Source organism: Thalassospira sp. MCCC 1A01428, from assembly GCF_002115825.1.
Lineage (GTDB): Bacteria > Pseudomonadota > Alphaproteobacteria > Rhodospirillales > Thalassospiraceae > Thalassospira.
In genome coordinates this window covers 139738-160423 of the sequence record NZ_JFJZ01000010.1, presented here as the reverse complement: position 1 = coordinate 160423, position 20686 = coordinate 139738, and the positions used below count along the sequence as shown (strand labels likewise).

General features: G+C 52.9%; 20 protein-coding genes. 4 read left to right on the top strand and 16 right to left on the bottom strand.

Annotated features, from left to right (window positions below; genetic code table 11):
- Positions 1-2: 2 nt before the first annotated feature.
- The 6 genes from THS27_RS10910 to THS27_RS10885 all read right to left on the bottom strand — a co-directional run bounded on the left by THS27_RS10910 (position 3) and on the right by THS27_RS10885 (position 6516).
- Positions 3-701, bottom strand: coding sequence for a thermostable hemolysin (locus tag THS27_RS10910; RefSeq protein WP_085590719.1), 699 nt, complete (start codon positions 699-701; stop codon positions 3-5).
- A gap of 88 nt (positions 702-789) precedes the next feature.
- On the bottom strand, positions 790-2145 hold the full coding sequence (locus THS27_RS10905; protein ID WP_085590718.1) for a mechanosensitive ion channel family protein: 1356 nt from the start codon (positions 2143-2145) through the stop codon (positions 790-792).
- 227 nt (positions 2146-2372) lie between these two features.
- Positions 2373-3869 (bottom strand): acetyl-CoA hydrolase/transferase family protein, encoded by a 1497-nt coding sequence (locus tag THS27_RS10900; RefSeq protein ID WP_085590716.1) that lies wholly within the window; start codon positions 3867-3869, stop codon positions 2373-2375.
- A 294-nt stretch (positions 3870-4163) separates the two neighbouring features.
- On the bottom strand, positions 4164-4796 hold the full coding sequence (locus THS27_RS10895) for an alpha/beta family hydrolase (RefSeq protein ID WP_085590714.1): 633 nt from the start codon (positions 4794-4796) through the stop codon (positions 4164-4166).
- 143 nt (positions 4797-4939) lie between these two features.
- Positions 4940-5860 carry a DnaJ C-terminal domain-containing protein gene (locus THS27_RS10890; protein WP_085590712.1) on the bottom strand — a complete coding sequence of 307 codons (921 nt, stop codon included), beginning with the start codon at positions 5858-5860 and terminating at the stop codon, positions 4940-4942.
- Between the two features lie 176 nt (positions 5861-6036).
- The gene (locus THS27_RS10885) at positions 6037-6516 is read right to left on the bottom strand and encodes an RT0821/Lpp0805 family surface protein (RefSeq protein WP_085590710.1); all 480 of its coding nucleotides are present in this window, start codon (positions 6514-6516) and stop codon (positions 6037-6039) included.
- A 139-nt stretch (positions 6517-6655) separates the two neighbouring features.
- Here THS27_RS10885 and pdxH point away from each other — a divergent pair, with 139 nt between their 5' ends.
- The gene (gene pdxH, locus THS27_RS10880; protein ID WP_085590708.1) at positions 6656-7276 is read left to right on the top strand and encodes a pyridoxamine 5'-phosphate oxidase; all 621 of its coding nucleotides are present in this window, start codon (positions 6656-6658) and stop codon (positions 7274-7276) included.
- A gap of 71 nt (positions 7277-7347) precedes the next feature.
- Here the strand turns inward: pdxH and THS27_RS10875 are convergent, their stop codons facing one another.
- Complete coding sequence (locus THS27_RS10875; protein WP_085590706.1) at positions 7348-7668, bottom strand: helix-turn-helix transcriptional regulator; 321 nt, start codon at positions 7666-7668, stop codon at positions 7348-7350.
- A 441-nt stretch (positions 7669-8109) separates the two neighbouring features.
- On the opposite strand from THS27_RS10875, the gene THS27_RS10870 reads away from it, so the two are divergent.
- Positions 8110-8967 carry a universal stress protein gene (locus tag THS27_RS10870; protein ID WP_085590704.1) on the top strand — a complete coding sequence of 286 codons (858 nt, stop codon included), beginning with the start codon at positions 8110-8112 and terminating at the stop codon, positions 8965-8967.
- Between the two features lie 52 nt (positions 8968-9019).
- Entirely contained in the window at positions 9020-9337 is a 318-nt protein-coding gene (locus THS27_RS10865) for a hypothetical protein (protein WP_085590702.1), read from the top strand.
- 60 nt (positions 9338-9397) lie between these two features.
- Here THS27_RS10865 and THS27_RS10860 read toward each other — a convergent pair whose 3' ends face one another.
- A complete protein-coding gene (locus THS27_RS10860) occupies positions 9398-10264 on the bottom strand; it encodes an SOS response-associated peptidase (protein WP_085590700.1) in 867 nt (288 codons plus the stop codon).
- A 237-nt stretch (positions 10265-10501) separates the two neighbouring features.
- Here THS27_RS10860 and THS27_RS10855 point away from each other — a divergent pair, with 237 nt between their 5' ends.
- Complete coding sequence (locus THS27_RS10855) at positions 10502-11248, top strand: SDR family NAD(P)-dependent oxidoreductase (protein ID WP_085590698.1); 747 nt, start codon at positions 10502-10504, stop codon at positions 11246-11248.
- Between the two features lie 97 nt (positions 11249-11345).
- Here THS27_RS10855 and THS27_RS10850 read toward each other — a convergent pair whose 3' ends face one another.
- From THS27_RS10850 to THS27_RS10805, 8 genes are all read right to left on the bottom strand, one after another.
- The gene (locus THS27_RS10850; protein ID WP_210402881.1) at positions 11346-12101 is read right to left on the bottom strand and encodes an aspartyl/asparaginyl beta-hydroxylase domain-containing protein; all 756 of its coding nucleotides are present in this window, start codon (positions 12099-12101) and stop codon (positions 11346-11348) included.
- A 551-nt stretch (positions 12102-12652) separates the two neighbouring features.
- On the bottom strand, positions 12653-13213 hold the full coding sequence (locus THS27_RS10840) for a hypothetical protein (protein ID WP_085590693.1): 561 nt from the start codon (positions 13211-13213) through the stop codon (positions 12653-12655).
- A gap of 300 nt (positions 13214-13513) precedes the next feature.
- Complete coding sequence (gene hemA, locus THS27_RS10835) at positions 13514-14731, bottom strand: 5-aminolevulinate synthase (protein WP_085590691.1); 1218 nt, start codon at positions 14729-14731, stop codon at positions 13514-13516.
- A 602-nt stretch (positions 14732-15333) separates the two neighbouring features.
- The gene (locus THS27_RS10830) at positions 15334-16734 is read right to left on the bottom strand and encodes an aspartate aminotransferase family protein (protein ID WP_085590689.1); all 1401 of its coding nucleotides are present in this window, start codon (positions 16732-16734) and stop codon (positions 15334-15336) included.
- A 243-nt stretch (positions 16735-16977) separates the two neighbouring features.
- The gene (locus THS27_RS10820; RefSeq protein WP_085590685.1) at positions 16978-17820 is read right to left on the bottom strand and encodes a universal stress protein; all 843 of its coding nucleotides are present in this window, start codon (positions 17818-17820) and stop codon (positions 16978-16980) included.
- A 246-nt stretch (positions 17821-18066) separates the two neighbouring features.
- Positions 18067-18669 carry a hypothetical protein gene (locus THS27_RS10815; protein WP_085590683.1) on the bottom strand — a complete coding sequence of 201 codons (603 nt, stop codon included), beginning with the start codon at positions 18667-18669 and terminating at the stop codon, positions 18067-18069.
- A 52-nt stretch (positions 18670-18721) separates the two neighbouring features.
- Positions 18722-19735, bottom strand: coding sequence for an ABC transporter permease (locus THS27_RS10810; protein WP_085590681.1), 1014 nt, complete (start codon positions 19733-19735; stop codon positions 18722-18724).
- Positions 19732-20685: an ABC transporter permease gene (locus tag THS27_RS10805; RefSeq protein ID WP_085590679.1), complete on the bottom strand. Its 954-nt coding sequence runs from the start codon at positions 20683-20685 to the stop codon at positions 19732-19734. The genes THS27_RS10810 and THS27_RS10805 overlap by 4 nt, the downstream gene beginning before the upstream one ends.
- Position 20686: the final 1 nt, after the last annotated feature.

Below are 20686 nucleotides of genomic sequence, written 5' to 3'. Positions count from 1 at the left end.
GATCAGCCTTCGCCATTGTGTTTAAGTTGAAGATGCAGGCGGGGGCGAACATGGGTGTAATGGGCGCCCAACCGTGTTTGCAGTCGTTGATAGCCATCGGCAACCGAGCCGGACAATACGTGGGGGCAGGTGGCATAATAACGGCCCCAGCCGGTTTGGGTGTCGGCCAGGCGTGATGGGTCGGCGGTGGCATGTCGCTGGGGGTTCAGGCCCATTTTATGAAGCCGTTTTTCCAGGCTTGCAGTGCCTGTGACGATGGCGTGGGTAAAACCGTTATGATGCAGATAGGCCGACAGGGCCGCGAACAAAAATGCCGATGCGCCGGTGCCCGATGCTGCCAGATTGCCGATTTCAACAATTTGATGTCGGGCAACCCCAAGAACATCTTCGACAGGCGCGCTAAGATATTGTTCCAGAAAAATGGGACCGTGCCCGGCCGAACGAAAACCGAGAGCGGCAACGATACGCCCGGTGTCGTCACGTACGCTCATCAGGTTGCTATATTGCACCTTCAGGGCGGCGTCATATGTATCGGCATAGATATTTGCAATAAATGTTTCCACTTCCGGCCGTTCTGCCGCAAGCAGGCTTAATATCGAAATGGCACCGGCGTGCATTTGCAAATGATCAAGGAAGCCCCGCTTTTTGATTGTCATCGAGGCCGCAGGAATGCCGTTCTCGGTATAGGTCAGGTTGAGCATGTGCAGTTTGCCCCTGCATTGTGATAGGGGCAGTGTGCGAGGTTCTGCTGACAGGAACCTGAAAGAACTGTGGCAATATCAGGGAAGGTTAAAGTTCTGGGTGGGAACGGTCCCGGGGTGTGCGGGAGCCAGGTGTTTCAACACGCAAACTTATATCGCTGCTGCGTAAATGCAGGTCGCGTTGCGGGAACGGAATTTCGACACCGTTTTCCTTAAATTCATCCCAGACATGAAGCAAAACTTCACTGATGACATTGCCGCGCCCATTTTGCGGGTCGTTGATCCAGAACCGGATTTCCAGATCGACGGAATTATCGCCAAAGCCGCGCAGCAAGGTATTGGGGCCGGGGCTTTGTAAAACGCGTTTGCATTTTGCCGCTGCGGCATTGCACAGGGCAATCGCCTGATGCGGGTCATTGTTATAGGAAATACCGACCGGGACTTTCAGGCGCAATTGCAGGTCCGAATGGCTCCAGTTTTCAACCTGGTTGGTGATCAGGTCCTCGTTGGGGATCAGAAATTCGGTGCCATCGCGCGTGCGCACCGCAGTGTAACGGGCCCCTAACGACTGGATCCAGCCAAAGGTATCGCCAATGGCAATAACGTCGCCGGGTTTGATCGACCGGTCCAAAAGCAGGATCAACCCGCTGATCAGATTAGCAACGATCCGTTGCAAACCAAGGCCAATGCCCACACCAACTGCACCGCCAAAAACCGCCAGTGCAGTCAAGTCGATGCCAATTGTGGACAGGGCAAAAAACACCGCAATCGATAGCAAAACGATTTTAAGCAGCTTGACCAGCAATACCTGCACCGACGGCGTTAACCGATGCACCCGGTTAATACGCTGTTCAAACAGATGCGATGCGAACGATGCCACCCACAACAATATTGCCAGCGATAAAACGGCCTTGATCAACCCGTAGACCGATACACGCACCGATCCCAGTTGAAGGGCGATGCTATCAAGCATGTCGATGGTGGGGGTCAGCAGACCGACGATATTAAGGGCGGCGATGCTCCAGGCGACAATGGCAATGGTGCGGCCCCAAATCGGATCATTCATAAAGGCACTGGCAAGGCGGATGAAAATCCACGCATTTAGCAGGCTGGCAACCAGGCGCAACACGTTGTGGGGGTAGGATGTTTGAATGGCGATGCCATCAAGGATCCAAATGATGACCACAAAAACAAGGGGAAACGACAGACCGGGCAGAGAGGCACAAAACCGTCGTAACCCGGGGATGTGGCTTAATCCTTGCCAGTTTTGCAGCCGGGTTAACAATCTGGCAACCGGGGATGCCAGTAAAACAGCGGGAACGGCGGCAAAGGCGACGGCTGCAACCTGTAACAGGATCGGTACCAGCAATAAATTGGCTTCAATCCAGGCAGTTGCCCGTTCAAACCATGCCAGTATTCGGTCTGATTGCCAGAAATTGTCCATTCATGCCCGCCTGTTTGATCGCACGCGCCTGTTTGTTTTCCGACACAAGGCCGGGTTTATATGGCGCGTATTTTAATCCTGTACGGTGATCATAACATCACGGGTCAGAATTACAGCCAAAACGGTATGGAAAATATCTGCGTCTGTTTTGTCAGGGCAGGCCGGTTACACCAAAGGATGCCCGGTTAAAGGCATCCTTTGGTGTATATCGTCGGGGTAAGGTTTGGTCAGGTGTCTGATTTCATGCTGCCATGGGTGCGAAAGGCAGCATGCCAGGAAAAGGCTTCTTCGATCAGGTGGGGTGTGTGACCGCCACGGCCACAGGCCCGGCGATAATAATCGGCCAGATCATCGCGATAGGACGGGTGGGCACAATTGGCGATAATGGTTTGGGCGCGCTCACGCGGGGCTAAACCACGCAAATCGGCCAAACCGGTTTCCGTGATTACGATATCAACATCGTGTTCAGTGTGGTCAACATGACTAACCATCGGAACGATGCTGGAAATATTGCCGCCCTTGGCAATGGATTTGGTGACAAACACCGACATATGGCCGTTGCGGGCAAAATCTCCCGATCCGCCAATGCCGTTCATCATGTGCGTGCCGCCAACGTGGGTGGAATTGATATTACCGTAAATATCAAATTCCAGGGCGGTGTTGATGCAGATAAGCCCCAGACGACGGATCACCTCGGGGTGGTTGCTGATCTCTTGCGGGCGCAGGATCAGTTTGTGTTTATACTGGTCCATATCCGCAATGACCTGCTGGTATTTAGGCTGCGACAGGGTGATTGACGACCCGGATGCGAAATCCAGTTTTTCGGCGTCAAACAGATCAAAGGTCGAGTCTTGCAATACCTCGGAATACATCTTCAGATTATGAAATGGCGTGTCGATAAAGCCATGCATCACGGCATTGGCGATGGTGCCAATGCCAGCCTGCAAGGGTTGTAATTCATTGGTCAGGCGGCCTTTGCGGACCTCGTTACCCAAAAAATCCGCCAGATGCCCGGCAATGGCGCGGGTGTCATCATCGGGGGGCAGGATGGTGGATGAACTATCAAGCTTTTGGGTAACAACGATGGCCGCAATTTTATCGGGATCAATCGGAATAAACGGAAACCCCACCCGGCTTTCGGGCGAAACCACCGGGATTGGCTGGCGGGTCGGGCGGCGTGACGGAATATAAATATCGTGCAGGCCTTCCAGCGTGTCGGATTGCGACAGGTTAATTTCGATAATTACCTTTTTTGCCAGAATGGCAAAACTGGCCGAATTGCCGACCGACGTTGTCGGAATGATGCCGCCTTCTTCGGTAATGGCGACGGCCTCGATCACTGCAATGTCGATGGCTGGAATTTGTTGTGTTCGCAGTTGTTCAACCGTTTCTGACAAATGCTGGTCAACAAACATGACTTCGCCGTTATTAATCGCCTTGCGCAGGCCCGGATCGGCCTGAAACGGAATACGGCGTGCCAGTACATGGGCTTCGGCCAGGGTTTTGTCCAGGTCATTGCCAAGCGATGCGCCGGTCATCAACGTTATCTTAAGCGGGTCGGTTTTTGCCCGTTCGGCAAGCGCCATGGGGACCGCCTTTGCCTCGCCCGCGCGGGTAAATCCGCTCATGCCAATGACCATGCCATCCTTGATCAGGCTGGCGGCTTCTTCGGCGCTAACAACACGATCCCAAAATCGCGGATGACGTATTCGCTGACGGTGCATGGAACTTCCTTTGCGAGCAGATCAATGACGACCCTTCAACACATAAATGACCAAGGGTCATGAAAGGTGTGCGAAAAATGCGGAGCTATCTGTATTTTCCGCATTGCTAATATTAAAGCGAGATCGCTATGGCGTTGATATTGATCAGATCGACCGGTTTATATTTGCCTGTATTGACCAAAACAGATTAACCGGCCCCTTAATGGAAATATCCCATATCTCATAGGCGACAGGCAGACTTAACAAACACCCGTCAACTGTCGCGTTTCTTTGATCGGGTTTGGTCACTGTATTTTAGGGCAGGGAGATAAGGTTCTGCAGAAAGCTGTGAATTGCCCGGGCGCAATCATCCAGGTTTTGCCCGGTATCGCGCCCGGAGCTTTTGCGCGGTGTAAAATCGTGGTTGCCGTCTTCAACCCAATGCATAAGCACTGCAGGTGAAAGGGAATATTTGGCGATTTCATCGGGCGAGCCAAACGGATCGCGGGTACCATGACAAATAAGTGTTGGTGTTTTTAGCGTGTGCAAATGATCTATGCGGGTTTTTTCCGGCTTGCCCGTTGGGTGAAACGGATAACCCAGGCACAGCAAGCCTTTCACAGTCATGTCATCGGCAATCATGCTGGCGATGCGTCCACCCATCGATTTACCGCCGATGACCAGCCTTTCAGGCGCGCCAATATGATTGATCAAGCTGTGAAAGGTTTCAATTAGAACCGGCGCGCGGTCTGGCGGGCGTTTTTTACCATCCATACGGCGCTTTGCCATATAGGGAAATTCGAACCGTCCCACGCGATAGCCATGTGTCGCTAGCCTTTGTGCCATTTCAGTCATAAAGGGGCTGTCCATCGGTGCGCCGGCCCCGTGCGCCAGAATAATCGTCAGATCGGCTGTTTGCGGGCCATTCCAGATAATATCGACAGTCATGGGGCCTCTGTTTTTAAGGAAACTGCGAAAATAAACCGGGGCGGGACAGGTGTGGGAATGTATTAATCAGCCGGGCGATAAAATAAACAGGGCCGTTACAAATATGGTGTGTAACGGCCCTGATTGATATGTTGTTTTAGGCGTTATCGCACCGAATAGGGATGGTCACGGGACCATTTTTCGATGAAATCGATCAACTCCCGGTCGCGGTTTTCCGGAAGTTTTACCGTCAGGTGAACATACTGGTCGCCGCGTTTGTCGCCTTTGTCATAGGGCGCACCCTTGCCACGCAGGCGCATGGTGGTGCCGCTATTGGCGTTCGCGGGGATTTTCATTGAAACCTTGCCATCAATTGTTGGCACTTCGATTGACCCGCCAACAAGGGCTTCGGGCAGGGAAATGGCCAGCTCGCAATGAAGGTCATTGCCTTCGCGGCGAAATTGCTGGTCGGTATGGACATGCAGCTTGATTAAGGCGTCGCCGGCATCGCCCCCATGCATACCCGCCATACCCTGATTTTTCAGGCGCAGGGTTTGCCCGTCCTCGCTGCCGGGGGGAATGCGCACTTCTAACTGTTTGCCGCTGGCAAGATTGATGCGCTTGATTGTGCCCATCAGGGCTTCTTTTAAATCAAGGCTAAGTTCATAGGAAATATTGGGGCCTTTGACACGGGTGTCGCGCTGCCCGCCAAAACCGCCGCGTGCGCCGGCACGGTTACCAAAAATTTCGTCAAAAATATCTTCGGCATTGTGGCCGCCAAAACCGAACGGGTCGCGCCCCGCACCCGCACTGCTGCGATAGGTGCCGCCACCGGCACCCGCCCGGCCAAATGGCCCGGTGTCGCGCCCGTCGGCATCGATTTCGCCATTATCGTATTTTTTGCGGCGTTCGGCATCGCCCAGCAAATGGTATGCAGCGGAAACCTTTTTGAATTTTTCTTCAATTTTGGTGTCGTCCGGATGAAGGTCCGGATGAAGTTCACGCGCAAGTTTGCGATAGGCTTTTTTTATTTCGTCCTGCGAGGCCGTTTTGGTTACGCCAAGGATCTTGTATGGGTCCTGCATTGCCAGCCTGGTTGGAAAAAGTGAAACATGATGGGGCCGAAAACGGTGTTATCGGCACGCGGCTATTATTAGCGGGTCTTGGTTATGATCGTAAGTGTTTTTGCAATTTTTAGCCAACATATACAAAAACGGCGCAGGGCTAATGCGCTGCGCCGTTTTGCCTGTTCATGCGGTCGTTAATTAACGACTTTCCATGTGCCATCGGGCTGGCGACAGGCCGTGCCATAGGCCTGCTGTTTTTCGCCGCCGATCATGACAGTCTGCTGGTATTCACGGCAATACTGGTCGTTTTCAGGTTTCTGATAGGTTCGGGTCGGGGTGATGGTGCCCGAATGGCCGCTATCGGGGTTTGACCAGGTGCTTGTCTGACCAACCGGTGCGGTTTCAAGGGTGTGCTGGGTGGTGTTTTGCATCATCGCACGGTCGGCATTGTCAAGCGACTTGCCGATTTCGCTGCCGATCATGGCACCGGCAAGTGTCCCCAATGCCACACCGACCAGCTGGCCTTTGCCTTTGCCAAACTGTGCGCCTGCAACAGCACCGCCAACAGCGCCCAAAAGGCCGCCTGCGGTCTGTTTGGTGCCCTGGTTTTCAGCGCAACCCGCCATCAAAAATGTGCCGAGCATCACGGGGATGATAAAAGAACGTGCTTTCATTATATTCATGCCTACCTTGTCTTTACTGTCCCAACCGATATGTATTTAAAAAGGCGGACTGGTCTTGTTGTATGATCCTGTCTGTCGCAAGATGCCAACCAGTTGAACCTTATACGTTGTCAAAGGACCGTTTAGCGTAATGGACGAGAAAATTACGACAAAAATTGGGCATGTCGCCCACAATGATCCATTCGATTTGTTTGATGTGTGGTTCCGTGAGGCGAAAAACAAGGAAGATACCTATCCTGACGCCATGACACTGGCGACCGCAGATGCACAGGGGCGGCCCTCTGCGCGCGTTGTGTTGCTAAAAGGGTTCGATCCCGAAGGGTTTGTTTTTTATACCAATTACGAAAGCCGCAAGGGCACGCAACTTGGTGAAAATGCCTATGCTGCATTGTGCTTTCACTGGAAAAAACTGGAACGTTGCGTGAGAATCGAAGGGCCGACCACCAGGGTGGATGAAGCCGAGTCGGATGCCTATTTTCAATCTCGCGCGCGCGGCAGCCAGATCGGGGCATGGGCGTCGGTGCAGTCGCGCCCGATGTCAGGCCGGTTTGACCTGGAAAAACGGGTGGCGGAATTTACCGCAAAATTCGGCTTTGGCAAGGTGCCTCGCCCCGATCATTGGGGCGGTTTCCGCCTGGTGCCCGACCGCATCGAGTTCTGGTCCGAAGGAACGTTTCGCCTGCATGATCGCCAACTTTACACCCGTGACGCCGAAGGGACCGGCTGGCTGGTGGAAAAACTGTTTCCATAAACCTGGTAGCGGGTCCGGGCGTGGGCGGGGCTTTGCCCCATTCTGTGCATGGGGTTGTTATGTGGGGGCCGCTATTGTGGTTCCGCATCCGGGTTTTCCGGCGGGCAGAATGCTTCCTGTAACACAAGGATCACCTTCATTACGTTGGGGTCCTTGATTGAATAATATATTGTTTGTGCATCGCGCCGGGTTTTAACCAGCCCGTCGCGCCGCAAGCGTGCCAGATGCTGTGACAGGGCGGATTGCTTAAGCTGCAATTCACCTTCCAGTGTTCCAACAGATTTTTCTGTTGTGCCTAGCGAACATAAAATCATCAACCGCCACTGGTTGCCCAGCGATTTCAGAAATTCGGATGCCTCAAGCGCGTTGTCGTACAATTCGTTATAGTTCATTGTTTTTGGTCTTGGCCTGTAGGCTTGCAAGTGCGTTGAACGATGGTGAAACCATTTTGGAACGAGCGATAAAGTACCATAAAATGCCAACCTTTTCGCCTGTTAACAAATTTAATGTTACAGTTTTGGTGCTTTCGTCAAAATTAAAACGGAATTTGATCCAATTGTCGTGATGAGACCCGTTTTACCAGAAGCAAGCGACCCGTCATTCTTTCAAGATTGGGGCGATTGAACCAAATGGCAATATTGCCAGTAATAATTTGCCTGCGATCAGGTTGGAGCGCAGATTTGACAAATTCGAAAGTTTTGATTTCAGACAAAGACAGTGCAGATAATCGACGTGATACTGTTTTTTCAGAGGAATTTGTTCCCCGTTTGAAATTCCGGCCCGAAAGGCTGGTTAATGTGTCAGGTTCAACGCGAATGTGGAGTATTTAGACCATGGCTGTACGTACGATTTTGGCTCCGGTCGCTGGATCGGATATGGACCAGCGGGTTTTGTCGCTGGCATTTAATGTCGCCCGGCGGTTTGATGCCCATCTGGAAGTTTTGTTTGTTGCCCCTGAACCACAGGATGTTATTCCGATTGTGGGCGAGGGCATGTCGGGCCTGATCATTGAAGAAATGATGGGAGCGGCCGAGAAGGAAACCAAAAAACGCCTGGCAAATGCCGAATCTGCCTATTTTCAGGCGCGTCAGGCCGCCGGTATTGCCGAGGCCGATTTCCCGCAGGCGACATTGCAGCCAACCTGTGCGTGGCGCCGCGATGACGGGCGGGAAGATGAAACGGTTGCCCGTCGCGGTCGTTTGTTTGACCTTGTGGTGATTGGCCGTGACCCGCGCGAAGCTGCCGCGTCGCTGACATTTGATGCCTGCCTGATGGAAACCGGGCGACCATTGCTGGTAACACCCAGTGTTATTCCTGCTGATGTTGGCGCCAAGGTTATGATTGCATGGAATGGCGGGGTCGAGTCTGCCCGGGCTGTTACGTCGTCAATGCCGCTTTTGCGGCAGGCCAGCGAGATTACCATTGTCAGTGTGGGCGAGGTGCCACATGGCCGGGCAACCGCACAGGCCCTTGCTGATCAGTTCGTTTGGCACGGGGTGAAGGCCAATGTGGATTTACGGCCCGATCAGTCCAATGTTGCGGCAGCCTTGATGGATGCGGCTGAAAAATGCGGCGCTGATAGTGTTGTTTTGGGGGCTTACAGCCATTCCCGATTTAAGGAAATGATTTTGGGCGGTGTTACCCAGGATATGCTGGCCAAGTGTTCCTTGCCCTTGTGGATAATGCATTGACGCATACGTAACCCATCTTGTTGAAATTCCATCAGAAAATCGAAATATTAGTATGATGACGGGAAAAAGGCGCAGTTTTCTGCGCCTTTTTTTGTTGCGCATGCGAACAAAAAGGATCAGGGTTTGGGTAATTATTACAAAAAAATGTCGTGGGGCGGGCTTGCGTCCTGGAGAAATGTCTGGCGAGGGGGTTATCCCAATGTTGTCTTTGCGCGATGTAATCGATTTCGCTGCAATGTCTGAAGAACTGGCTTCTGAAATTGCGGAAACGGCACAATTACCCGATCTGGGTGCTGTTTTTGCACGTTCGCCCCACAGGGTCGTGGAAGCTGTTGTGCCCTGTGGTGCTAACGATATTGATGTCGAATAACCTGTCTTTCATCGGCAGGAAGTGACGTCAGCCTTCTTTCGACTTGCGCTTACGAAAGTCTTAAAACAGGTCAAACTGGTTGTCGGAAACCGGTGATGAAGGTGTGTGTGCCGATCCCGCCTGTGGTTCTTCGTTCCACGCCAGAAGATGGTTGGGGGTGGGGCGCAACATATGCCGCACCGCAGAAAAATCCTGCTGTTGATCCAGCCATTTATGGATATGGCCGGGCCCGATAATGGCGGGCATACGGTTGTGAATATGACGGATCACAGGGGATGGCGGGCATGTGATGATCACAACGTCGTCACCGTTTTCCAGCCCGGCAAACAGAAACGGGGCATGGTTTGGCAGGGTGATATGGTTTTTATAACGATTTTGCCCATTCTTGCGCCATTCAAACCAGCCGGTGGCCGGTATCAGGCAGCGCCGTTGCAATAACGGGCGAAATGTTCGTTTTTGCGCCAGCGTTTCGGCACGTGCATTAATAAGCAGGCCTTTTGCAGCCTGGCTTTTTGCCATATTGTCGCCACCGTCGTGGCGGGCTAAACCCCATTTGCGCAGCGATAGGGACCATGCCGGTATAATGACGGCAATCGGGTCTGTTGGGCGCTTGATTCCCGATAATCCATTAAATCCGCTATTCTCAAGATTATCGCCTGTTTCATTGCTTGTGCCATCTTCACTTATGTCTGTGGCGGATTTGGCCTGTGCCGCCTTTTGCGGGGCCTTTGGGTTTGTTTGATCAACATGATTTTTATGCTCCGCCGGTTTAGCCGATGGGGCCGGATCATCATTATGTTGGGTGCGGTTTTGCCGTGTCGCGGGCGACAAGGGCAAGGGACGCTGCCGTATCATTTCGGCCATATCCAATGCCAGTCGGGCCTGAAATGCCCGAATGTCAGTATTTAAATCAAACCGGCTGCACATGACTTTTGCCTTTTCCCCTGACGGGCTGGTAGCGTTTGCTGTTTAACCGGCCTATATCAACAAGGTACATCAAAGTCAGCAATTCGCGGGTGGGTTATGGTTTTATTCCGATGCCAGACTACCATCGAAGAATGATCTGTAAAATATCGGGCTGAAACCCCCAACGGGTGTCTTCATTCTGTTGGGCCTGAGTGATATAAACGGCGGTCAGTATCGCCACCAGCAAGGAAGCCATTTATGAGCAACGCCGCCGCCCCGAAAACCGTTGTTCTTACCGGGGCCAGCCGTGGGATTGGCCATGTGACCGTTGGTTATTTTGCCCAGCGTGGCTGGCGGGTTATTTGTTGTTCGCGCGAGGCACCACCGCCCAGCTGTCCGCGGGACCCGTCTCAAGGCATTCACATTCGTGCCGATCTGTCCAAACCCGAAGATGTCGAAAGTTTTATTGCCCAGGCAAATGATGTGCTAGGCGATGACCCGTTACATGCCCTGGTCAATAATGCCGGGGTGTCGCCCAAAACACCCTACAAGGAACGCCTTGGTTGCCTGAATGGTGACCTTGAAGGGTGGCGCGATGTTTTTGAAATTAACTTTTTCACCCCGTTAATGCTGGCGCGTGGTTTTGCGGCTGCTCTTCACCGGGGGAAAGGGGCCATTTGCAATATCACCTCGATTGCGGGGCATTATGTGCATCCTTTTGCCGGCTCGGCCTATTCAACATCAAAGGCGGCTTTGTCCGGCCTGACGCGCGAAATGGCTGTTGAATTTGCCGAACTTGGCGTGCGGGTTAATGCTGTTGCGCCTGGAGAAATTAAAACGGCTATGATTTCGCCGGAATACGAAGCCCTGGTGCCGCGTATTCCCATGAACCGCATGGGAACGCCGGAAGATGTGGCCGCTGCGGTGCATTATCTGGTCGGTGACGAGTCAAGTTACGTCACCGGCACCGAGATATTTGTAACCGGCGGACAGCATCTTTACTGATTTTGCCAACCAGATAACAAAGAACCCCGGTTTGATTAAACCGGGGTTCTTTGGCATATATCGATTGCCATTTTGCAATCGGCGGTGACGTGTTGCTTTATTTTCCGGGTTGATTACGCAACTTTTCGGCTTCGGCGTAAAATTTCTTTTCCCATTCCTTATGGTTATCCAGCCCTTCTTTCAGGAACGGCGTGAAAATGGCCAGACTCATCAGGATTTTATGAACAAGGCGGGCCGGAAATTTTAACGGCTTTTCAAAGTCCACAAACAGCACAACCCGGGTTTTATCGGTGTGATTCCACGCCTCGTGTTCATAGGCGTCATCAAAAATCAGAACCTTGCCTTCCTGCCAGTGGCATACCTGCTGGTCAACACGAATGGCAAGTTTGTCGGCAGGATCGGGAACAATCAGGCCCAGATGCATCCGTAAAACGCCATTATAGGGGCCGCGATGCGGCGGCAAATGCTTGCCCGGTTCAAAGATTGAAAACATCGCGGTTGTCAGACCCGGGATTTTATTCACAATGCGCCAGGTTTCCGGGCAGGTCCTGATTGCCTGTTCCGATTTTATACCAAAGCCCAGAATGAAAAATGTTTTCCAATGTGCATCGGTCGAAATCGTTTTGACGTCGGTTGAAATATCCTGAAACGACGGCAGGTCACTTTGGCGCTGTAAAACCTGCTCCAGTTCCTTGCGAATGGCTGGCCATTCTTTTTCAACTTCGGCAGCCCATGGAAAGGTCGCATTGTCGTAAACGGGCGGATTTCCCAGTTTGGCGTATTTATAATTAAGGCGTTCGGCCCATGAAACAATTGCCATAAAAAACCGGGTGATCCGGCTTGGCCTGTCCATGGGATTGATCCCGTCTGTACCGAAATTTTGTGTGGGCTCGTAAGAGTTTTCTTGTTGTATCGTTGTATCGGAATTGGACAAGTTTACACTCTTTCAAAAACAGGCACAAAGCAGGTGAGTTGCCATTACGCCATGAAATCACGGCAATATTTTGCAAAAAAATGACTTTAGCGCCACTTTTGTTTGCGGTCAAATATGCTGGTAATTTGTATTTCACAACGTCGGAACCAGCACAGGTTGATTGCAACTTTGGTAATGATGGGCCGGATTGGATTTTGGGCGAGCGTGAAGGCGGATTAATCGGCTAGTTCAAGCCACATTTAAATTGGCAACGCCCTTGGAAGGGGCAGTTGCCTGGATTGTTATTGATCATTACGGGGGAAAGGCGGCGTGACCGGGGATTTTCCCCTGTATTTTAGCAATAATCGATACAGCCGATGGTTGATTTGCAGCGTTTTTCCATAACAAGTTGTTTAGCGCCGTCGCAGTACGGGGCTTGATAACATGCCTGTATGATCAACCCCGCAATGGCGGAGACGTCGCCGGGCTGTTCAGGACGAAGATACATTTTCCGGGGCAATTAAGGTGGTCAGCCACGCGTGTTTCTGGCGCAAACGGGAAACTTCCATATCGATCCAGCCAACAAAAGCGCCGACATCATCGGCATGTTGTTCGCGCAGGACAAGCATCCGGTCCAGTTCAAGTTCGCAAACATCTTGCAGAATTTCAATTTGGTCGCGGCGGGTTTCATCATCCAGCAAATGCAGAAATCGCATTTTAAGGGCCATGACCAAACGTGACAGCTCGCCCGATGTATCGCGCAGGGTGCCTTGCATTAATTCATCAAACTTTTGCCGCCCGGCATTGGTAAGGGATAGTTCACCTTCACCCTTGCCACCCGCACCACATGTTTCACGCACCAGCCCTTCAAGTTTCAAAAGCTGAAGCGAAGACCCCATCATGTCGAGCGACGGCCCCATGATATGGGCCGTGAAATGGCGCACCAGATTGGCCAGATCAGCATAACTGATCGGTTTGTCCGACAGGGCCAAAGTTCCAAGTGCGCAGAGGCGAAGACATTCTTTGGGCAGCAAGGTTCTATCCGTATACATGGCGGTTCCCGATCCATTACAGGTTCCGACGTTAACGCGAACGGTTCTTAATTGCAAGAAAATTGAGGGGCTGCAATTATTTTCCACCATCAGAATATAGAGCCAACATGCGCAATTGCAAACAGGACAAAGCGGCAAAGGGTCTGACAACAAAATGTGCCGGGGATTGTTGCGTTGTCGGTTCTTAAACCCGCGCAGATGGAAGGGGGATGACCATGGCGCAGGCAAACAAAACCCCGCCACAGGGGCGGGGTTTGAAACTGTTATGCGCACACAGTTTGTAACAAAGCCGTTATGGGGTCAGGCAGCCTTTTGAATGCCTAACTGGCCCCAGACGGTCAGCAATGAATTGATCAGATGGTCGATCAATTCATCATTATGCAGGGGGCCAGGGGTAAAGCGCAGGCGTTCGGTGCCGCGCGGCACTGTCGGATAGTTGATTGGCTGGACATAAATGTCGTGATCATAGAGCAGGCGGTCGCTGGCTTCCTTGCACATCGCGGCATCACCCACCATTAACGGTACGATATGGCTGGGGGCATCCATCACCGGCAGGCCGGCATCGCGCATGCGCTGGCGCAGGGTTTCGGCGCGTTCTTTTTGCGCTTCGCGTTCAACATTGCTTTCTTTTAAATGGCGAATGCTGGCGAGGGCACCTGCGGCAATGCTGGGCGGATGGGAACTGGTAAAGATAAAGCCATTGCCAAAGCTGCGCACGAAATCGACGATTTCGGTTTTACCGGCAATGTAACCACCAATAACACCAAATGCCTTGGCAAGCGTCCCCTGAACAATATCAACCCGGTCCATTACACCGTCGCGTTCGGCAACACCGCCGCCATGCGGGCCATACATGCCAACGGCATGAACTTCGTCAAGATAGGACAGGGCATTGTATTTTTCGCACAGGTCAAGAATTTCGCTGATCGGTGCGATATCACCATCCATCGAATAAACCGATTCAAAGGCGACAATCTTGGCGCGGTTAGGGCCAAGGTCAGCCAGAATCTGTTCGAGATGCTCAACGTCATTATGTTTCCAGATGCGACGCTCTGCCTTGGAGTGGCGCATGCCTTCGATCATGGAATTGTGGTTGAACGCATCGGAAATAATCACACAATCGGGCAGTTTGGTGCCCAATGTGGAAAGGGTTGTCCAGTTGGCGACATAACCTGATGTCATCAGAAGGGCGGCTTCCTTGCCGTGCAGATCGGCAAGTTCTTCTTCAAGTGCGACATGGACATGGTTGGAGCCGGAAATATTGCGCGTGCCACCGGCACCGCCACCCTGTCCGGTAATTTCGGCCTGCATGGCTTCAAGAACCTTGGGGTGCTGCCCCATGCCAAGATAGTCGTTTGAACACCACACTGTAATTTTGCGCGGGTCTTCACCATTTCCGGTATGAAGCCAGGCACGCGGAAATTCACCGACGATGCGCTCAAGATTGGCGAATACACGATAACGGCCTTCAGCCTTAAGGCCACCAAGCGCGTCTTTGAAGAAGTTGTTATAATTCATCTTTGCATCTTTCGCCTGTCGCTTCACGGTTTGTGTGCGGTACAACCCGCGAAGGTCCTTATCTATCCCGTTGATCGTTTTGATCTGGCGGGAACAGCATTTCCGGGCGCGTCCTGTCCGGGGGTGTGGTGCGGTTATTGACCATTTATTGGTCCACCGCATTGACCCGCATCAAATTTTTAAGCGATTCCAGTCTCACCACGAACCATGCTGGCAGAAAGGCGTTCCATCCTGTTATGTGTCGATCTCGCCCCTGGCACCAATTTGGCGGTAATGGCCGGGTTTGGCAAGCCCAACTGCCGTAATTTTGCCCACATGGCACACATGCGTGGTTTAAATGGCAAGAAATATGCGAAACCGTGACTGTTTCAACACGGTTATGTGATGAAAATCAATTATCTGGCAGGCAGTTCTGGTGCAAATTCCCACGGTCTTCGCCCCGATGAGTTGCGAAATATCCGATGACAGAGTCGCTGCAACGCACCATGAAACATCGTTTCTAAATTATTGGTCCGTCGCCTGGCAGGTGTGAACGCCCGGGGCCTGAGCGATATGCAAGGCCCCGGGAAAGATCGAGTCTGCGCCGGGCAGGGTGATAGCCGTTAAATTGCCTGTTGCCACTGGGTCAGGGCGGCTTCTATGCCGTCAAACATGGTATCAATTTGCGCATCGGTAATGATTAATGGCGGGCACATGGCAACGCTGTCGCCCATCGCGCGCAGGATAACCCCGTGTTGCAGGCAAAGCTCGGCAACGGCCTTTCCTGCCCAACCGGTTGGGGTAAAGGGTGTTTTGGCACATTTGTCAGCCACCAGTTCAAAGGCACCAATCAGGCCCTTGCCCCGGGTTTCTCCAACATTTTCAAATTTGTTCAGATCGCGCAGGCGTTGCTGAAAATGCCCCATAACACTGCGAACATGATCAATAATGCCATCATCTTCGTAAATTTTAAGGGTTTCAAGGGCAACGGCAGCGGCAACCGGATGGCCGGAATAGGTAAAACCATGCCCGAATACGCCAACTTCATCCGCGCCTTTTTTCAGAGCCTGATAAATCTTTTCATTGATGAACAGCGCTGAAATCGGCTGATAGGCCGATGAAAGCTGCTTTGCCACCGTGATCATATCGGGTTTAAGGCGGAAAGTTTCGGTGGCAAACATGCGCCCGGTACGGCCAAAACCACAAATCACCTCGTCGGCAATAAACAGAATGTCGTAGCGGTCCAGCACTTCCTGAATTTTTTCAAAATAGGTGCGTGGCGGTACAACCACCCCGCCAGCCCCCATGATCGGTTCGGCGATAAAGGCGGCGACTGTTTCGGGGCCTTCGGCTTGAATCAGGTCTTCCAGTGATTCGGCCATACGGGTGGCAAAATCTTCTTCGGTTTCATAGGGCTGGGCTTCGCGCCAGAAATGCGGGGTTTCGGTGTGCAAAATGCGATCAATTGGCAAATCGAACAGTTTATGATTGCCCGGCAGCCCGGTTAGCGATGCCGAAGCCACCGTTACCCCGTGATAGCCGCGCTTGCGCGAAATGATTTTTTTCTTTTCCGGGCGGCCAATGGCATTGTGATAATACCACACCATTTTTATCGCACTGTCCGTGGCCTCGGACCCGGAATTGGCGAAAAATATTTTCGACATCGGCACCGGGGCCAGTTCAAGCAGTTTTGCCGCCAGATCAATGGTCGGGTCGGTGCTGCGCGAGGCAAAGTTATGGTAAAATGGCAGGGTTTCCAGCTGTTTTGTTGCCGCAGCCACCAGCCGTTTTTCGCTAAAGCCCAGCGATGCACACCAAAGACCAGCCATACCTTCGATATAGTCGCGGCCATTATCGTCGCTCACATAAATACCGTTGCCTTTGGTAATGATCAGCGGGCCGGTTTTTTCGTGCGCAGTAAAATTGGTGTAAGGGTGCAAAACACTGGCAACGTCGCGGCTGGCAGCAGAATTTCCCAACGAACTGCTTGTGGTTTCCGGGGAGGTATCTGTGGTGGTGGACATGGTGAACCTCGTAAATCGGGTAAGGATGTTTGTCGCGACTTTATCGGCTTGTTTCGCAAGGGGGAATCATTTCTTGCATCAGGGATGGAAATGCGGCGACGGGGCACTGCGACAAGGGGATCAACAAACCGAAAAAAGGCAGGAAGGTGCAATTTTGCGCGCGGCGGGGCAGGCGCAAAGGCAAAACGGCCAATCTTGCGATCAGCCGTTTTGTGCGAATGGTCGACGGGATATTGAAAAAGACTAGTGCGAAAACAGCACCGGAACCGTCATATGTTTAAGCAGGTGTTGGGTGACACCGCCCAGCATCAGTTCGCGCAGGCGCGGGCGGCCATAGGCCCCGCACAGCATCAAATCGATGCTTTCATCAGCGGCGCGCGACAATAACAGGTCACCCACACTGATGCCTTCGGCATTCATGGTTTCCTTGCGCACATTAACGCCGTGGCGTGCCAGGCGGTCGGCAATGTCCACACCGGGAACCGGAATGGAGTCACGCGCGGCTTTGTTGGGGTCCGCACACAGAACCAGCGCCGATTTGGCATTTTCCAGAAACGACATGCCGTCATTTACGGCGCGAACAGCCTCGCGATAGGGTTTCCATGCGACCATGACACGGGTGCCAACGGTTTCGTATTTGCCATAACGTGGCACAACCAGAACCGGCGCGCCGGCGGTCAGAATAACCTTGTCGGGCATTTCCGATGTCGACGACGGATCAGAACTTTCCGGGTCATACTGGCCCAGAACCGTCAGGTCATGATGGCGGGCATACATGGCAACGGTGTCGGCAATTTCGGTTGCCAGGCAATTTACTTCCTGCCAGCTAAACGGCACACCGGCTTTTTCGCAGGCATCGGTAAAGGTAACTTTGGCTTCAGCGGCACCTTCGCGGATGGTGCGGCGCTGGGCTTCCATGATGTCAGCCGAAATCTGGACTTCCATGAAACGTGGAATTTCGGCGCGCGGTAAAACATAAACACCGGTCAGATGGGCTTTGTGTGCCTTTGCAACCGTCAGCGCAACCGACAACCTTTCGGTGCATGGTTTGGTATTGTCGATGTGAACAAGCATATCACGAAACATCTGCCAGAAGCTCCTTCCTGCGCGGCCCGGACAAAGGGTTAAAACAGCCGGGCGATAATGATGAAGGCAGGATAAACCAGCGATTTGACGTTAACTTTGTTCTATCTCAAAACAACGCTTAAAAACCTGCCCGTGTGCAGTCCAAATAACGTAATGCGCGCAAACGTTAAGGGCATTGGTTTGAAAATTCAATGTGTTTGCGACGAAACACTATGTCGGAATTTTCGATTTACCGGCGGACGTTGTCTAGCCGCCGGGCGATATCGGAATTTCCTTTTGCATTGACGGGGCCATTTGCGGCGCGGTGGCCGGGCGGCGTGGTACATTGCCCATTTGTGACGATGTTACCGGAAAACTCCTGCCGGTTTGCGGGACGATGGGATCGGCAAAGTCCTCGCCTGAAATCACGCTCAGGCTTTGGCGTAATTGCCGTGACAGGTTGGGCCAGTTGACTTGTAAAGTGGTGCAGGACGCGGCATCTGCTTCGGTCAGGCAGCGGTTTGCCATGCGGTCCAGAATGCCAAGGGCAATACGGGCCTCTTCAAGTTCGTTTTTTTGTAATGGCGATAGCGCGATGCTTTCGACCGGCGTTGACGGTGCCGGTTGGGCTTTGTCCTTTGTAAACGGGCTGGAGGCAACGGGGGCTGCTTGTGCCGCAGGCGCGGTTGCTTGTGGTTGTGCTGCCGGGGGCTTTTGTTCGTTCCAGCTCCAGGGGGTGACAATACCGGATGGTGTGGCGTTGGCTGCATTTTGTTGCTGCGAATAGGTTGGCGCACAGGCCGTGATGGCCAAAAGCGTTGCCAAACCTGCCAGCGAAGCGAGCCGTTCAAATATGCTTTGATATGTCATGCAAGGCTCCTTTGCCTACCGGTTGCGTCGCCCCGGTTCCGGGGTGTCGCCGTCATGACGTTGTTTCCCTTGGATCATTCCATTGTGCCGCTTGTGCGTCATTCTGTCCAGCGTCGGGCATTTTGTCCGTATCTGCCCGTGGGTCCAGTGCGTCTTGTAACCCGTCACCCAAAAAGTTTACCGCAATAACGGTCATAAAAATCAGCAATCCCGGCCATAGGGCCAACAGCGGGGCATCCCAGATAAATTCCTGCGCATGGGTCAGCATATTTCCCCAACTGGGCACAGGGGGCTGAATACCCAGGCCCAGAAAACTAAGTACGCTTTCCATCAAAATCACATTGCCCACTGCCAGCGTGGTGGCAATGATGATGGGCGTAACAACATTGGGTAAAATATGGCGCATAACAATGCGCACCGGTCCACCGCCCAGCGCCCTTGCCGCCATTACAAATTCGCGTTCGCGCAGGGCCAGTGTTGCCGCACGTACCAGCCGTGCCACGGTGGTCCAGCCGAACAGGGCAATGATCAGGATAATGCGATACAGGCTGAAACTTTCGCCATTGATAATGTCGCGTGGAATGCCAAGTTTGCCAGGGTCAATCGCGGCCAGTACAATTAACAATGGCAGCAACGGCAGGGATATAACCCCATCGGTAAAACGCATTAAAAAGCCGTCGATCCAGCCGCCACGAAACCCGGCGATCACACCAATGATGGTGCCAAGAACCGCTGCACACAAAGCCGAACTAACCCCGACCATTAACGATACCTGCCCGCCATATAACAGGCGCAGTAATACATCACGGCCCAGTTCGTCTGTACCGAGCGGATGATCAGGGCCGGGTGCGCCATAGCGCGAGAATAAATCAACCGCCTGCGCGTCCGTTCCCAGAAAATGGGCAACCAGCGGCGCGCATAGCGATGCAATGGCAAACAGCATCAGAATCAGCAAGCTGATCCATGCCAGCTTATGGCGCGAAAACCGCCGTGCTGCCAGACGCCACGGGCTGGCGGATTTGGGATGGGAATGGGGGGTGATGTTGCTTTTTTGCGGCTGGGTCATGACAGCTTCACCCGCGGATCGAGAAGTTTGTAGCCAATGTCGGCCAGCAAATTGCCGATCAAGGTAACCAGCGTTGCCAGCATCAACCCGGCCATTGCCAGATTGTAATCAGACCCGATCACCGCATTGTAAATAAGTCGCCCCATGCCGGGCCATGAAAACAGGGTTTCCGTGATCAATGCGCCCGAAAACAAACTGCCAAATTCCAGCCCCAGCAGGGTCACGACCGGCATCATGCCATTGCGCAAGGCGTGGCGGATGACAACGCCGCGTTCCGACAGGCCCTTGGCGCGTGCCGTGCGGATAAAATCCTGGCGCATAACCTCGATCATGGATCCACGGACAAAGCGAATGTGCGATCCGACACTGGCAATGGTCAGGGTTGCGACGGGCAAAACCATATAGCGTAAGCCCTCCCAGCCACTGGCATTGTCAAGCTGGCCCGTGCCGCCGGCGGGCAACCAGCGCAGGGTGACGGCAAAAACCAAAATCGCCACCAGCCCCAGCCAGAAAGGCGGGATCGATACGCCGGCAAAAGCGGCAAGGTTAATGCCGTAATCGCGAAAGGATTGCGGTTTTAACGCTGCATAAATGCCGGCAGGAAGGGCAATGGCCAGCGATAGCGCCCAGCTTGCCAGCATCAGTTTCAGGCTGTTGACCAAGGCCGGACCAATCAATGTGGTGACAGGTTGGGTAAACAGGCGGGAATAGCCAAAATCCCCGTTCAGGGCCGCCCACAACCAGTGCAGCCAGCGCAGAATTAACGGCTGATCCAGCCCGTAGAGGCCTTTAAGACGGGCAACATCGGCGGATGTGATAGACGGATTGGCCGTGATCATCAGATCAATCGGGTCGCCCGGCATCAGCCCGATCAGGACATAGGCGCCAAACGATACCAAAACCATGACCAATGCGGTTTGCCAAAGCCGACTGAAAATAAAACGCCGCATG